Here is a 15,196-nt window from a genome sequence, read left to right as displayed (position 1 = left end):
GTTTAATGAAAAAAATGAAACGCTTTGGCCTGCTGCTCTTTATGACTTGCTGCATCGCCGCTTTGACTGCTTGTGGATCTACTGAAAAAGGCTCAACTGATGCAAAACAAGGAAGCTCATTAGAAGCCATTAAGAAAGACAAAAAAATCATTTTCGGTGTAAAAAATGACACACGTTTATTCGGTCTAAAAAATCCGAGCAGCGGCGATATTGAAGGATTTGATATTGACATTGCAAAAGCCATCGCAAAGGAAATACTCGGCGATAAAGGAAAAGCAGAATTCAAAGAAGTCACATCTAAAACGAGAATTCCTTTGCTTCAAAAAGGAGATATTCATGCAATTGTTGCGACCATGACAATTACAGAAGAGCGTAAAAAAGAAGTCAATTTCTCAGATGTATACTTTGAAGCAGGACAATCACTGCTTGTGAAAAAAGGAAGCGACATTCAATCCATTGATGATCTTAAAAAAGGAACAAAGGTGCTGGCCGTGAAAGGCTCTACTTCTTCTCAAAATATCCGTGAGAAAGCACCTGAAGCATCCGTATTAGAATTTGAGAACTATCAGGAGGCTTTTACAGCCTTAAAATCAAATCAAGGGCAAGTGCTGACAACTGATAATGCGATCTTATTTGGTATGGCAGATGAGGATTCAAATTATGAAGTGGTCGGCGGCACCTTTACAGATGAGCCTTATGGTATTGCTGTGAAAAAAGGGGATCAAGAATTAACAGATGCGATCAATAAAGCATTAAAAACGTTAAAAGACAATGGAGAGTATGACAAGATTCTTAAAAAATGGATCAAAGAATAACGTTTGATTCGTCAAGATCGATGCCTCAGGTGAGCCGCTTATTGGCTCCCCTGTTGATCAGGAAGGAAGTGAACTGATTGCTGCGGTTTTCCATTCTCACTGAAAACTTTCATCTTTATTTAGAAGGTTTTAAATATACCATTGGTGCAAGTGTGATTGCTCTGATTGGAAGCTTTTTGATCGGTACACTCATTGCCGTTATGAGAATTGCGCCACTCAAGCCGCTCAACTGGTTAGGGACGGCTTACGTGGAATTTATTCGGAATATTCCGTTATTATTGATCACCTTTGTTTTCTTCTTTGGTTTACCCGTGCTGGGTATTGTAGCAGATGGCTTTACTGCTGGTACGATTGCTCTTGCCATTTATACCTCTGCCTTTATTGCTGAAGCCATTCGTGCAGGGATACAAGCTGTGCCGCTTGGACAAATGGAAGCAGCACGCGCTTCAGGCCTGTCATATGGCGGTACGATGCGGTATATCATTTTGCCGCAGGCGATTAAAATCGTCATTCCTCCTCTTGGGAATCAATTTATAAACCTTGTTAAAAACTCCTCGATTTTAGGTGTCATTGCAGGGTTTGATCTTATGTATCAAGGAGACCTTATTGCATCTAGAACATTTGTGACGTTTGATGTCTACATCTTTGTTGCGATGTTCTATTTGCTATTAACCATTCCGCTTAGTCTAGGTGTTGGTTATTTAGAAAGAAGATTAGCAAGAAGCCACTAGAAAGGAGGAAACATCATGGATTTTATAGGTGCCTACCAGCCTGATCATCTCGCCTTTTTACTTGAAGGATTTGCTGTCACCTTAAAAGTGGCTTTTATCTCCATCATTTTGAGCTTTATCATTGGATTAGTCGTTGGCACATTACGGTTCGCTCAAATACCGGTTTTATCGAAGGTGCTTGCGGTAGTTGTAGAGACCATTCGAAACCTGCCGCTTTTGCTGATCATCTTTTTCACGTATTTTGCATTGCCTGAGATCGGCATCAAGCTGAGTATCACAGCCTCTGCTATTGCGGCTTTAACCGTGTTTGAATCCGCGATGCTGTCAGAAATTATTCGGAGCGGCCTTAAATCAATTGATAAGGGTCAGATCGAAGCAGCCAGGTCTTCTGGTTTAACCTATATTCAAACATTAAAAATGATTATTATGCCGCAGGCACTGCGCCGAATGGTACCGCCAATTGTCAGTCAATTCATATCCCTTTTAAAAGATACGTCGCTTGCCGTAGTCATTGCGCTTCCAGAATTATTACATCACGCACAAATATTAAATGGTCAGAGCCAATCCTATTTACTGCCTATTTTCCTATTGGCGGCTATGATGTATTTTGTCGTCAATTTCAGCTTATCCATTCTTGCAAGACGATTAGAATACAGGCAGGCATAAAAAAGGACATCCGCTCATAGCGGATGCCTCAGTGAAAAAAACAAAGGGCTAAAATGAAAATCATTTTAGCCCATTTTGTTTACATCATTCTCATAACACGTTTTCTTAGCTTTTTCATATCCCGCTTTGATGGCATATCATATCGGCTTGCAAAGTGATATGCGAGTGCACCTGCACCAAGCGTTAATAGTGAAGAAGTCATTTTGCCCATTCGAAATTCCCCCTTAACACTTATAGTTGAATTGAACGTTCATCGTCACTAAACAGATCATCTAAGCTGCTTAGTGTCCCGTCTTCCTCCACTTGGTGTGTAGATATTTTGCCTTTTGACAGTGTCAATTCAATAAAACAGCCCCAGCAATAATATTGATTGACCCCAATTTTTCCGATGTCTTTACATTTGCAATTTGGGCAAATGAGCATAATCAGCACCTCTTTACGTTCGGTTTAGAACCAGTGCTTCCTTTTGAACGTTCATCAAGGTTCCGGCAGCCTGCAGCTGTTTCCGAATCCCTGATAGCTCTGTAAAGAAGCCGTCCGAGAGTTCATATGCTACGATTGTGCCCGAATTTGAGCAAAAGTATACATCTTCCAAAATGCCTAAATTTTCACCATCAGGCGACTGCATCATTTTCTTTTTTAATTTCGAAAATAACAAGGATGGAGCAGAGGAATCCATGCCTATTCCCTCCTGGCAGCTCACATATAAACCTTTGTCTGTCAGCTGATCAAAAGCAGAGAATGGAATGAGGGCACTGTCTTTCTTTTTCCCCTCTAACACATATCCTCCGCAGCTGCCTCCGGCTAAAAAGCAAATATCTTTTATGGAACCAAGTGATTGGGACAGCTCATCTGTATAGATCGTCATTCCTTCAAGTTCTCGGCATGTTCTCAAAATGTGCTCAACCACCTTTTGCGGAACAGTCTTATCGTGTGCGTTTGCTTCATGACTCATACGAAGAAATGGCTTCCATGAACGGAATGGGTGAAACTCTTTTCACGCTAAAAGGCTTCCATATGGAAGCCTTCTACTCATGCATAAAATCAAACGGAGTGATTCCCTCCATGCCAATATTTGCGTCATGTACGCTAAACGGAAGCTCTTTTTGGAGCGCTTCAAGTTCAGCATCCATGATTTGTTCGGTTTGCACGAGCCGCATCGTTAAGGACGTTTGTCTGAGGGAATCCTCATTGTTTTTCACGCCCCACTCCAGCGCTGATTCCTCGCCGCACAGTATTAAAAACTTTTTACTGCGTGTAATGGCTGTGTACAGCAGATTCCGCCGAAGCATTCGGTAGTAGCTTCTCACGACTGGCAGGACAACAATTGGGAATTCACTGCCTTGTGATTTGTGAATGGAGCAGCAATAGGCGTGTGTAAATTGATGAAAATCCTTTTTCGTAAAGGTGATTTCATTTCCATCAAAGGAGATGACGGCCATGTCTTCTTTTTCTGTATTTTCTTTTGCATAAAAAATCGAGACAATTTCGCCGATATCACCGTTAAAAATGTTGTTCTCCGGCTGATTCACAAGCTGAAGCACCTTATCACCTGTCCGGTACACCACATCACCAAACGGGATTTCTCTGCCTTTTGGTTTTTTAGGATTCAAAATGTGCTGCAGCATTTTGTTGAGCTCATTGATGCCTGCTTTTCCTTTATACATCGGTGCCAGCACTTGAATGTCCTTTGCTGAAAACCCTTTTTGAGCAGCATTGCTGACGACTTTCTCAATGACTTCTTTCATTTGATCAGCTGAACACTGAATGAAGGACCGATCCTTTGAGCGTGCAGTAATATCTTTTGGCAGCACACCATTTTTCATATCATGTGCAAGTTCAACAATGGTTGAGCCGTCTGCCTGCCGGTAAATATCTGTCAAGGTAACAGCCGGCACGGCTTTTGAGGCAAGCAAATCCCGTAAAACTTGGCCTGGTCCGACAGAAGGCAGCTGATGTTCATCCCCTACCATAATCACTTGAATATGATCAGGAATCGCTTTAAACAAATGATTCGCAAGCCAAATATCCAGCATACTTGATTCATCAATGATGACAAGCTTTCCTTCAATTGGCTGTTCCTCATCATGCGAGAAGCCCTCCGAACCGTTCCAGCCTAGCAGCCGGTGAATGGTGACAGCTGGAAGCCCTGTTGATTCTGTCATCCGTTTAGCCGCCCGTCCAGTTGGTGCCGCAAGTACAAATGGGAACGATTCATCTTTTTTATAATCACTCGGATCAAGAGATACACCGTGAAGATCACTGTAAAGCTCGACAATCCCTTTAATGACTGTTGTCTTCCCTGTTCCAGGCCCGCCTGTTAAAAGCAGCATCGGGGACATGAGTGCCTTTTGAATCGCTTCCTTTTGTGTCGGTGCATACTGAACGCCTAACCGCTCCTCCAGCTCCCCAAGTGCAAGCAGAAATTCTGATTCAGGAAATTGATCTGCATATTCTGTTTGGGAGACGATTTTTTGAATGCGTTTGGCGACACTTTGCTCCGCATAAAATAAGGATGGATGATAGCAGCGGTCGTCTTCAATGATCATTTCTTTTCCTTCGCCAAGTGCAATGATCTGATTGGCGACATCCATTTCAGTCACTTTGTAATCATTACCTGTTTGGTTGAGCAGTTTGCGGGTTTCGACGATCAAATCTTTTGTTTGTATGTACGTATGACCGTCCTGAAGACTAGCTGTCTCCACTGTATATAGCAAGGCGGCACGAATCCGCTCTGGGTCATTTCCTGAGATCCCTGTTCTAGCGCCAAGCTCATCCGCCTTAATAAATCCGATTCCTTCGACATCCTTAACGAGCTGATAGGGATTTTCCTCGATTTTCTGCAGCGTTTCACTTTCATACACTTGGTAAATCTTCATACTGAGCTGTGGACCAAAGCCATATTGATTCAGGCTGATCATAATTTGTTCCAGCCCTTGATGCTCCTGAAGCGCTGCGGCCAGCTTATCCGCCTTCTTTTTTGATAAGCGCGGAACATCATACAAAACAGCTGGGTCACGCATAATTTTATGGAGCGTCTGACTGCCAAGCTGCCCCACGATTTCTTCAGCCGTCTTTTTCCCTATCCCCTCAAATAAATCACTTGAGAGATAATGAATGATTCCTTGCTTCGTTGTCGGCACTTCCTTTTGAAAATGAGTGGCCTGAAACTGTTCACCAAATTTCGGGTGGCTTGTGACTTTGCCATAGAAGGTGTAGGTTTCCTCCTCATGAAGTGCTGGGAAGTAGCCTGTGACAGATGCTGTTTTTTCCTCTAAGTTTTCCGATGTTTCAATGACTTTCACCTTTAACACCGAGTATAAATTACTTTCATTATGGAAAATAACGGCTTGAATGGTCCCCTTTAAAAACGGTTCGTCCTCAAGCTTCATTTGATCTGGATGTTCCTGCACAGGTCTTCCCTCCTTCCATTTATTCTGCCTCTTGAATCAGCTTTTGCGCATGTAGTGCCAGCATATGGTCAGGCTGCACGTCAATGGCTTTACCCAGCATCTCAAGTGCTTCGTCTTTTTTCTCTAAGTACGCATACGCAACCCCTAAATTATAAAAGGCATCTGCATGCTGAGGATCACGCGTGATGACTTCGGTAAAAGTTGTCACCGCTTCTTCCAGCATGTGTTCATTGGCTAAGCACATGCCAAATTGAAATCTTGCTTCGTTATCTTCTTCGTTTAGTTCAACGGCACGCTGAAGATACGGCATCGCAAGCTTAGGCTGCTCTAATTTGATAAGCGTCTGCCCGAGCATATAAAACAAATCACTATTTTCCATGCCCGCTTTTAGTGCTTGTTCAAAGTAGTCTTTCGCTTTCATAAAGTCTTCTTTTAATGTATACACATTTCCTGCCCCGTAATAGGCTGCGGCTGCAGTGTGATCAAGTTCAATTGCCTTTTGAAAGAAGTTTAAAGCACGTTCAAATTCATTGATACTTGAAAGTAAGTTCGCAAAGTTAATATATGGAACCGGATCCTTCGGGCTTTCTTCGATCGCTTTTGTAAAAGCTTCAGCTGCTTTTTCGATATTCCCTTGATTCAAGGCTTCTATGCCGATTTCGTTATGATTCATTCGCTCTCTCATCCTTTCATTAAAAAACCTCAACAGCGACGTTGAGGTTTTGAAAACATGTTACACATACGACAGCTTTTGACCACCCTTGAAGACATCATCAATTGTACCGCCGCCAAGACATTCGTCGCCATCATAAAAAACAACCGCTTGTCCCGGAGTAACAGCACGAACAGGTTCATCAAAGATAACCATTGCTTCTTGCTCACCTGTCATTTTGACCTTCACATGGTGATCTTCTTGACGGTATCTGAATTTTGCTGTGCAAGTTAATTCACCGTTTTCCCCGACAATATGAGGACGAGTCCAGCTGATATTAACGGCTGAAATACTTTCAGAGTATAAAAGTGGATTGTGGAAGCCTTGTTCAACAAACAAGATGTTTTTCTCCAAGTCTTTCCCAACAACAAACCAAGGATCACCGCTGCCGCCAATGCCAAGTCCTTGGCGCTGACCGATCGTGTAATACATCAGTCCATCGTGCTCCCCTTTTACTTCTCCGTCCATTGTCTGCATCACACCAGGCTGTGCAGGCAAATATTGACTAAGGAACGTTTTAAAGTTTCTTTCCCCAATAAAGCAGATACCAGTTGAATCTTTTTTCGCTGCTGTTGCGAGCTCTGCTTCTTTTGCCAATTCACGAACCTTTTTTTTCTCTAGATCACCGATTGGGAACATGACTTTATCAAGTTGTTCCTGAGTCAGCTGATTTAAGAAATACGTTTGGTCTTTGTTTGCATCAAGACCTCGCAGCATTTTGACTTCATCGCCTGTTCTATCAACACGGGCATAGTGGCCTGTTGCCAAATAATCTGCACCAAGTGACAGTGCATGTTCAAGGAATGCCTTGAACTTAATTTCTTTGTTACACATGACATCTGGGTTTGGCGTTCTGCCCGCTTTATATTCATCAAGGAAATATTGAAACACTTTGTCCCAATATTGCTTCTCGAAATTCACTGCATAATAAGGGATTCCAATTTGGTTACATACGCGGATGACATCCTCATAGTCCTCCGTTGCTGTGCAAACACCATTTTCATCAGTGTCATCCCAGTTTTTCATAAATATGCCGATGACATCATAGCCTTGCTCCTTTAGCATAAGAGCGGCAACTGATGAATCGACTCCTCCAGACATACCGACCACAACTCGTGTATCTTCTGGTCTTTTTGTCATCTTCATCAACTCCAATTTCAATGAAACAACATGCGCGTTTCGTTCTTTAGGTGCTTCGCTGTTTCATTTTTCACACACGAACAAAAGGAAGCATTTATTTGGCTAGGCGTTTGACAACAGCCGCTATCTTACGTGCCGCCTGCTTCACATGATCCTCTTCATTCCCAAGACCGAAGCTTATTCTGACTGAGGACGTCAGCTCTTTTGCTTCTTCGCCATACATGGCGCTTAACACGTGCGAAGGAAGGACAGATCCAGCCGTACATGCCGATCCGCTTGAAACAGCAATCCCTTCCATATCTAAATTCACAAGCAGCGATTCAATGGAGACACCTGAGAAATGAACATTTAAAATGTGCGGTAATGTCTCTTTCGGATGTCCATTGATAGAGAAATTGAGTGATTCCTCTTCGAATACTTGCAGCATAGTTTCTTTGAGCTTACCATAATGCATCGCTTTTTCTCTTCTATTTTGCTTCGTTAATTGAACAGCTTCTGCAAGCCCAACAATTCCTGCCACATTTTCAGTGCCAGCACGGCGCTTTCTTTCTTGTTCGCCACCGAATATTTGCGGAGAAAGTTTCACGCCTTCGTTTACATATAAAAAGCCAGTTCCCATCGGACCATTCAGCTTATGGCCAGAAGCAGATAAAAGATCAATATGAAGGTCTGCTGAATCGATTGGCATTGTTCCAAACGCCTGCACGGCGTCTGTATGAAAATGAGCAGTGTGATCACGTAGAAGTTCGCCAATGGCTTTGATTGGCTGAATCACACCTGTTTCATTATTGCCGTACATGATGGTTACAAGAATCGTATCATCTCTCAATGCTTGTTTTAATTGCTCGAGATGAATCAATCCAGTTTCATCCACATCTAAATATGTCACTTCAAATCCTAGCTTCTCTAGGCGTTCACATGTATGCAGCACCGCATGATGCTCTGTTTTTACTGTGATGATATGTTTTCCTTCATGCTGTCTTGCCATGGCAACACCTGTGATCGCCAGGTTGTCCGCCTCGGTTCCACCGCTTGTGAGGATGATCTCCTGCGGTTTACAGTGTAATTCTCCTGCAATGACTTCTCTTGCTTCATCGAGCCACTTTCTTGCCTCGCGCCCATATGAATGAATACTAGAGGGATTGCCAAATATCTCTGTAAAGTACGGCATCATCTTATCCACAATACGCTGATCCATCGGCGTTGTGGCCGCATGATCTAAATAGATTCGTTCCATTTCCGGTACACCTCTGATCTAAATATAGAACATATACGAGTCTTGATCCCCGTCATCTGTGTAGCTTGCCAAGTCTTCAAGAGTTGTATTGTCTAGTACGTCTTTTACTGCATCACGAATACGAATCCATAGTTCACGCTTTGCTGGTTCTTCGTTTTCGATGACTTCAACAGGACTAATTGGTCCTTCTAATACACGAATAATATCACCTGCTGTGATCTCGTTTGGTTCATGTGCAAGAACATAGCCGCCATACGCACCGCGGATACTTTTTACAAGACGGGCATTGCGGAGTGGTGATACAAGCTGCTCTAAATAATGCTCAGACAAATCATTGTTTTGAGCGATTGATTTTAATGATGTAGGGCCTTCGCCATGTTTTTTGGCTAATTCGATCATGATCGTCAGACCATATCTGCCTTTAGTTGATATTTTCAAGTTAAACACCTCTGCGTTTTCTATTCTATGTCATCAATTATTATTCTGATTTCATATACGCTGATATATAGACCAAAAGCAATTATATCATACTTTCAGCCAACTTTCATTTACGGGTACTGAGCATAATAGGAGGACGCATCCCTTTTCTATTTGAAGAAATTTCGGTACTCTATACAAACAAGACATTGCTATAGGAGAGATAATTATGAAACCTTTAGCGTACCGGATGCGCCCGAGTCATATTGAAGACATTATTGGGCAGGAGCATCTTGTTGGAGAAGGTCAAATTATTAGACGAATGGTCGAGGCAAAACATTTATCCTCGATGATTTTATACGGACCGCCGGGTATCGGTAAAACTTCGATTGCAACCGCAATTGCTGGCAGTACAAGCATTGCTTTTCGTACGTTGAATGCGGTCATTCATAACAAAAAGGATATGGAAGCTGTCGCCGCTGAAGCAAAAATGAGCGGCCAGGTGATCCTTATTTTAGACGAAGTCCACCGGCTTGATAAAGGAAAGCAGGATTTTCTTCTTCCTTATTTAGAAAATGGCATGATCATTTTAATTGGCGCAACGACAGCTAATCCCTATCATGCGATCAATCCTGCCATCCGAAGCCGGACACAAATATTCGAGCTGAAGCCGCTTGAAACAGAGCAAATCAAAGCTGCGTTAACAAGGGCCTTACAGGATGAGCATCGCGGGCTTGGCGGTTATGAGGTGACAGTTGACGATCAAGCGATGAATCATTTTGCCAATGGATGCGGAGGAGACGTGCGTTCTGCTTTAAATGCACTAGAACTCGCTGTCTTATCGACAAAAGCTGATGAGACTGGGCATATCAAAATCACTCTTGCCGCAGCAGAAGAATGTTTACAAAAAAAGAGTTTCTCACATGACAAGAATGGTGATGCTCATTATGATGTCCTCTCGGCTTTTCAAAAATCCATTAGAGGATCTGATACAGATGCGGCGCTGCATTACCTTGCCAGACTAATCGAAGCAGGAGACCTTGAAAGCATTTCAAGAAGATTACTCGTGATGGCTTACGAGGACATTGGCTTAGCCAGTCCGCAGGCAGGCCCCCGCGTGTTAAGCGCAGTACAAACAGCAGAAAGAGTCGGCTTCCCAGAAGCACGGATTCCGCTGGCGAACGCAGTGATTGAGCTGTGTCTTTCTCCTAAGTCCAATTCGGCATATAAGGCGATTGATGCCGCACTTGGTGACATTCGGACAGGGAAAATTGGTGAAGTTCCAGTTCATTTAAAGGATGCTCACTACAAAGGCGCCACAGCACTCGGAAGAGGCGTCGATTACTTGTACCCACATGATTACGAAAACGGCTGGGTGAAGCAGCAATATTTACCTGATCCGCTGAAAAACAAGCAATACTATGTACCGAAGCAAACCGGGAAATTTGAAGGTGCATTGAAACAGGTCTATGAGAATTTAAAACGCCAAAAATAAAAAAAGCCCCCTGCATATTCGCAGGCGGGCTGTTTATTTATCCTTCACACGTGTAATCGGAATATCTTTTAAAAGCTTCATAATGACATGGCCACCCATGATCAGTCCGGCAACAGACGGAACGAATGCATTGGATGATGGCGGCATTTGCGCCTTGCGAATCTTCGCTTCATCATTTCCAACTTCTTTTCTGACATCTTCACGAATGACAATCGGACTTTCGTCAGAGAAAATGACTTCAATTCCTTTACGAATCCCTTCCTTACGCAGACGTGTTCTCACAACTTTTGCAATAGGATCGGTATGTGTTTTTGAAATATCATCAATTTTGAAGCGTGTCGGATCTGTTTTGTTCGCAGCTCCCATACTTGAAATGATATTCACACCTCGTTTCAGACACTCTTTCATTAAATGAATTTTATAGTGAATGGTATCTGAGGCGTCAATGACATAATCAAGCGGATACTCAAAAAATTGCTCGTATGTTTCCTCTGTATAAAACATCTTGAGCGCAACAACTTCACATTCTGGATTAATATCAGCGATTCTCGCCTGCATTAAGTCAACCTTTGGCTGGCCAACTGTCGATAGCAATGCTGGAAGCTGACGGTTCACATTTGTAATATCAATATCATCTTTATCAACAAGTACAATACGGCCAACGCCTGAACGAGCGAGTGCCTCTACTGCGAATGAACCAACGCCGCCCACACCAAGCACTGCAACTGTACTGTTTTTTAGTATATTTAAGCCTTCCTTGCCAATGGCAAGCTCGTTTCTTGAAAACTGATGTAACAAGTGCCTCACTCCACCTTTATTTAAAATGAATCGAAAGAATCATATCACATTCAGACTTCTCCGTCATCCTTCTCTAAAAGAAAAAAACACAAAAAAGTCCCGATGACGCCGCCAGCATTTCCTTCGTTTTGAACCCCGCACCATGCAGGTGGGTGCTTTCTTCCTGACTTTATAAGTCCTCTAAAGAGGCATTTATGCAGAAAGGAAAGGCAAGCTCCCGTATAAAAAAATGTTCGGTCAAAACTAAGTAACCACCGTACGTATCAGGACTTTATTTATTGATTGATGAAAGCATATCATAGGCATGTTGCTTTTTCAAGCGTTTACATCCCTATAAACATGCGCCTATTTTACTGTTTTACTTTTGCTTTAATCGCTAAACTCAGCTCATCAAGCTGCGCCTCGCTCACATGGCCAGGGGCATCTGTAAGAACGCAGCTCGCACTTGCCGTTTTCGGGAATGCAATCGTATCTCTTAAGTTAGAGCGGCCTGCAAGCAGCATCACTAAACGGTCAAGCCCAAGCGCGATTCCGCCATGCGGAGGAACACCATGCTCAAAAGCATCCAGCAGGAAGCCAAATTGTTCGTAAGCCTCTTCTTTTGAAAAACCAAGTAAGCCAAACATCTTTTCTTGAATGTCCTTTTCGAAAATACGAATAGAACCTCCGCCAAGCTCGTAGCCATTCAGCACAAGATCGTAAGCCTGTGCCTTCATGTCTTCTGGGCTTGTTTCAATTAATTCAAGATCATCGCGAACTGGCATTGTGAATGGATGGTGAGCAGCATAGAAGCGGCCTTCTTCTTCATCCTTTTCAAGCAGAGGCCAATCGACAACCCATAAGAAATTGAATACAGACTCATCGATCAATTCAAGCTCTTTACCAAGTTTTAAGCGAAGTGCACCTAGCGCATCATGGACAACAGACGTCTTATCTGCAACAAAGAGTAAAAGGTCGCCTTCTTCAACTTGAAGCTGTTCTTTTAATTCAGCTTGCTTTGCTTCATCAAAGAATTTAGCGATCGGACCTTTTAATTCAGTCCCTTCTGCTTTTAGCCAAGCTAGACCTTTTGCACCGTAGTTCGCTGCAAATGCACCAAGGGCATCAATGTCTTTTCTTGAGTAGTTCGCTGCAGCCCCTTTTACATTGATGGCTTTCACAGCTCCACCATTTTTCACAGCTCCGCTGAACACTTTGAAATCTGAGTCTTTTACCGTGTCTGAAATGTTCACTAGCTTCATCTCAAAGCGTGTATCCGGCTTATCAGATCCATAAGAATTCATTGCTTCATCGTATGTCATACGAGGTAATGGCAATGCAAGGTCTACACCTTTGACATCTTTCATCACCTTCGCCATCATCTCTTCAGCAAGCGTCATGATGTCCTCTTGACTCATAAAGGACATTTCAATATCGACTTGTGTAAATTCCGGCTGACGGTCAGCACGCAAGTCTTCATCTCTAAAACAGCGGGCAATTTGATAATAACGGTCCATCCCAGAAACCATCAGCAATTGTTTAAATAATTGCGGAGACTGAGGCAGTGCATAAAATTCTCCCTCGTGTACACGGCTTGGAACAAGATAGTCACGCGCACCTTCTGGGGTACTTTTCGTTAAAATTGGTGTTTCAATGTCTAAAAAGCCGTTGTCGTCTAAGAAATGGCGGAATGCTTTTGTGACTTCATGTCGCATTTTCATTGTTTCAAACATTGCAGGGCGGCGAAGATCCAGGTAACGATATTTTAAACGCACATCTTCTGATACCTCATCTGCTTGGTCTGAAATCACAAATGGAGGAGTCTTTGCTTCATTTAAAACGGTGACCGTTTCGACTTGAATTTCAATTTTGCCCGTTTTTAAATTTGGGTTGATCGTTGCTTCTTCTCTTGCGACAACCGTTCCTTTAATATCAAGAACGTATTCATTACGAATTGATTCTGCTGTCTCAAGCGCCTCTTTTGATAAGTCTGGATTGAAGACAACTTGTACAATCCCTGTACGGTCGCGCAAATCAATAAAGATTAATCCGCCTAGGTCACGCCTTTTTTGAACCCATCCTTTTAATACAACTGACTGACCAATTTGGTCTTCTGTTACTTCTCCACAATAAAAAGTTCTACCAAACACAAACATTCCACTCCTTCTTTACGCTTTCTGGTGAGCCTTCAACATTTGAATCAGCTCATCAAGCTTCACTTCAATTTGTTCACCCGTTGTCGTATCTTTCACATTCACAATTTGCTGTGCAAGCTCATCTTCACCAAGAACTGCAATAAACTTGGCTTTTAATCGATCAGCCGCTTTAAATTGTCCTTTTAGTTTCTTCCCTGTGTAGTCCATTTCACTTGAGATACCTTCTTTTCTCAGACGGTTTAATAATGAAACAGAATAATCCTTCGCTTCATCTCCGAGAGCAGCAATGTATAGATCAATACCATCTTGCAGAGGAAGCTCAATTCCTTCAGCATCGATCGCAGATAAGAAACGTTCAATACTCATCGCAAATCCGATCCCTGGTGATTCAGGACCGCCAATTCCTTCAACGAGCCCATCGTAACGGCCGCCGCCGGCTAATGTTGTAATCGCACCAAAGCCTTCTGCATTACTCATGATCTCAAATGCTGTGTGATTGTAGTAATCAAGACCGCGTACTAAATTTGGATCGACGACATACTCAATGCCTATATCCGACAAGTATTGTTTGACCTTTTCAAAATACGTCCGCGATTCCTCATTTAAGAAATCTTGAATGGATGGAGCAGTTGCCATCAGTTCGTGATCACGATCCTTTTTGCAATCAAGAATACGCAGCGGATTTTGATGTAAACGCGTTTGACAGTCATGACAGAATTCATCAATTCTTGGCTCAAAGTGTTCGACCAGTGCTTTGCGGTAGTCTGCACGGCTCTCTTTGTCACCAAGACTGTTAATGACGAGTTTTAAGTTAGAAAGACCTGCTTTCTCATACACACTCATCGCAAGCGAAATGACCTCTGCATCAATAGCAGGATCCTTGGAACCAATCGCTTCTATCCCAAATTGATAAAACTGACGATATCTTCCTGTTTGCGGACGTTCATAGCGGAACATTGGTCCAATGTAATACAGCTTTGTTGGCTGAGCCGGCTGTGCGAACAATTTATTTTCAACATAAGAGCGTACAGTTGAAGCTGTTCCCTCTGGACGAAGTGTGATGCTGCGTCCTTTTTTATCTTCAAATGTATACATCTCTTTTTGAACGATATCAGTTGATTCGCCTACTCCCCGTGCAAACAGCTCTGTATGCTCAAAAATCGGTGTGCGGATTTCTTTGTATTGAAAGGCTGCACATGTATCTCTCGCAATTTGTTCAACATACTGCCAGCGTTCTGACTCTCCAGGTAAAATATCCTGTGTGCCTCTTGGAATATTAAAACTCATTTTTCGTCCTCCTACGACCATCATTCATTTTTTATGTGGACATATAAAAAACCCCCGCCTCTACTATGTGTATAGTAGGGACGAGAGTTATACCCGTGGTGCCACCCTAGTTGGAACATAATCCAGCATGTTCCCGCTCAAATCCTTAACGCAGATTCACGTTCTCCGCCTATTGACTCATTTTTAGAGCGTTCAGCAGGAAACCTACAGAGTGTTCTTTCGTGATAAATGCCATGCGGATTCGCTTTCAGCCTAAGGCGATTCCTCTCTGCTCACGCAATTTACCCTACTATTCTCTATCATCAGTTCCACATTTTAAATTTTCAAGTGTGTTGATTTATATTATAATA

The 15,196-nt window shown here is 42.7% G+C and carries 15 protein-coding genes, 1 other RNA gene and 1 other annotated feature; of the genes, 4 read left to right on the top strand and 12 right to left on the bottom strand.

Annotated elements, in window-relative coordinates; translation table 11 throughout:
* Nucleotides 1–5 precede the first annotated feature (5 nt).
* The 3 genes from JVX94_RS01810 (at nt 6) to JVX94_RS01800 (ending at nt 2,212) form a co-directional block, all read left to right on the top strand.
* Nucleotides 6–815: a transporter substrate-binding domain-containing protein gene (locus JVX94_RS01810; RefSeq protein ID WP_197198303.1), complete on the top strand. Its 810-nt coding sequence runs from the start codon at nt 6–8 to the stop codon at nt 813–815.
* 77 nt (nt 816–892) lie between these two features.
* A complete protein-coding gene (locus tag JVX94_RS01805; RefSeq protein WP_144471224.1) occupies nt 893–1,546 on the top strand; it encodes an amino acid ABC transporter permease in 654 nt (217 codons plus the stop codon).
* A gap of 15 nt (nt 1,547–1,561) precedes the next feature.
* Complete coding sequence (locus JVX94_RS01800; RefSeq protein WP_024427867.1) at nt 1,562–2,212, top strand: amino acid ABC transporter permease; 651 nt, start codon at nt 1,562–1,564, stop codon at nt 2,210–2,212.
* Nucleotides 2,213–2,291: 79 nt separating this feature from the next.
* Here the strand turns inward: JVX94_RS01800 and JVX94_RS01795 are convergent, their stop codons facing one another.
* The 8 genes from JVX94_RS01795 to cymR all read right to left on the bottom strand — a co-directional run bounded on the left by JVX94_RS01795 (nt 2,292) and on the right by cymR (nt 9,152).
* On the bottom strand, nt 2,292–2,423 hold the full coding sequence (locus tag JVX94_RS01795; protein WP_003216198.1) for a YrzQ family protein: 132 nt from the start codon (nt 2,421–2,423) through the stop codon (nt 2,292–2,294).
* Nucleotides 2,424–2,443: 20 nt separating this feature from the next.
* Nucleotides 2,444–2,635 (bottom strand): hypothetical protein, encoded by a 192-nt coding sequence (locus tag JVX94_RS01790; protein ID WP_003216308.1) that lies wholly within the window; start codon nt 2,633–2,635, stop codon nt 2,444–2,446.
* 13 nt (nt 2,636–2,648) lie between these two features.
* Entirely contained in the window at nt 2,649–3,167 is a 519-nt protein-coding gene (locus tag JVX94_RS01785; RefSeq protein ID WP_095409171.1) for a PRC-barrel domain-containing protein, read from the bottom strand.
* Between the two features lie 73 nt (nt 3,168–3,240).
* Nucleotides 3,241–5,625: an SF1B family DNA helicase RecD2 gene (gene recD2 / locus JVX94_RS01780; protein ID WP_205184378.1), complete on the bottom strand. Its 2,385-nt coding sequence runs from the start codon at nt 5,623–5,625 to the stop codon at nt 3,241–3,243.
* Between the two features lie 19 nt (nt 5,626–5,644).
* Nucleotides 5,645–6,298, bottom strand: coding sequence for a tetratricopeptide repeat protein (locus JVX94_RS01775; protein WP_025092425.1), 654 nt, complete (start codon nt 6,296–6,298; stop codon nt 5,645–5,647).
* Between the two features lie 60 nt (nt 6,299–6,358).
* Nucleotides 6,359–7,477: a tRNA 2-thiouridine(34) synthase MnmA gene (gene mnmA / locus JVX94_RS01770; protein ID WP_205184376.1), complete on the bottom strand. Its 1,119-nt coding sequence runs from the start codon at nt 7,475–7,477 to the stop codon at nt 6,359–6,361.
* 94 nt (nt 7,478–7,571) lie between these two features.
* The gene (locus tag JVX94_RS01765) at nt 7,572–8,714 is read right to left on the bottom strand and encodes a cysteine desulfurase family protein (protein ID WP_111292117.1); all 1,143 of its coding nucleotides are present in this window, start codon (nt 8,712–8,714) and stop codon (nt 7,572–7,574) included.
* Between the two features lie 18 nt (nt 8,715–8,732).
* A complete protein-coding gene (gene cymR, locus JVX94_RS01760) occupies nt 8,733–9,152 on the bottom strand; it encodes a cysteine metabolism transcriptional regulator CymR (RefSeq protein ID WP_024423125.1) in 420 nt (139 codons plus the stop codon).
* A 208-nt stretch (nt 9,153–9,360) separates the two neighbouring features.
* On the opposite strand from cymR, the gene JVX94_RS01755 reads away from it, so the two are divergent.
* Nucleotides 9,361–10,626, top strand: a complete 1,266-nt coding sequence (locus JVX94_RS01755) for a replication-associated recombination protein A (RefSeq protein WP_205184373.1) — start codon at nt 9,361–9,363, stop codon at nt 10,624–10,626.
* Between the two features lie 33 nt (nt 10,627–10,659).
* Here JVX94_RS01755 and JVX94_RS01750 read toward each other — a convergent pair whose 3' ends face one another.
* The 4 genes from JVX94_RS01750 to hisS form a co-directional block, all read right to left on the bottom strand.
* Nucleotides 10,660–11,424 carry a tRNA threonylcarbamoyladenosine dehydratase gene (locus JVX94_RS01750; RefSeq protein WP_024423127.1) on the bottom strand — a complete coding sequence of 255 codons (765 nt, stop codon included), beginning with the start codon at nt 11,422–11,424 and terminating at the stop codon, nt 10,660–10,662.
* Between the two features lie 92 nt (nt 11,425–11,516).
* A non-coding RNA gene (gene ssrS, locus JVX94_RS01745) (6S RNA) lies at nt 11,517–11,697 on the bottom strand.
* A 77-nt stretch (nt 11,698–11,774) separates the two neighbouring features.
* Nucleotides 11,775–13,553 (bottom strand): aspartate--tRNA ligase, encoded by a 1,779-nt coding sequence (gene aspS / locus JVX94_RS01740; RefSeq protein WP_144484770.1) that lies wholly within the window; start codon nt 13,551–13,553, stop codon nt 11,775–11,777.
* An 18-nt stretch (nt 13,554–13,571) separates the two neighbouring features.
* Nucleotides 13,572–14,846, bottom strand: a complete 1,275-nt coding sequence (gene hisS / locus JVX94_RS01735; RefSeq protein WP_095409177.1) for a histidine--tRNA ligase — start codon at nt 14,844–14,846, stop codon at nt 13,572–13,574.
* Between the two features lie 73 nt (nt 14,847–14,919).
* Nucleotides 14,920–15,158, bottom strand: a binding site (T-box leader).
* Between the last annotated feature and the right edge of the window lie 38 nt (nt 15,159–15,196).

The organism is Bacillus sp. PDNC022 (assembly GCF_016919285.1).
Taxonomy (GTDB): domain Bacteria; phylum Bacillota; class Bacilli; order Bacillales; family Bacillaceae; genus Bacillus; species Bacillus safensis.
Note: the sequence above shows the minus strand (reverse complement) of the source record. Positions and strands in the feature narration are given on the sequence as shown.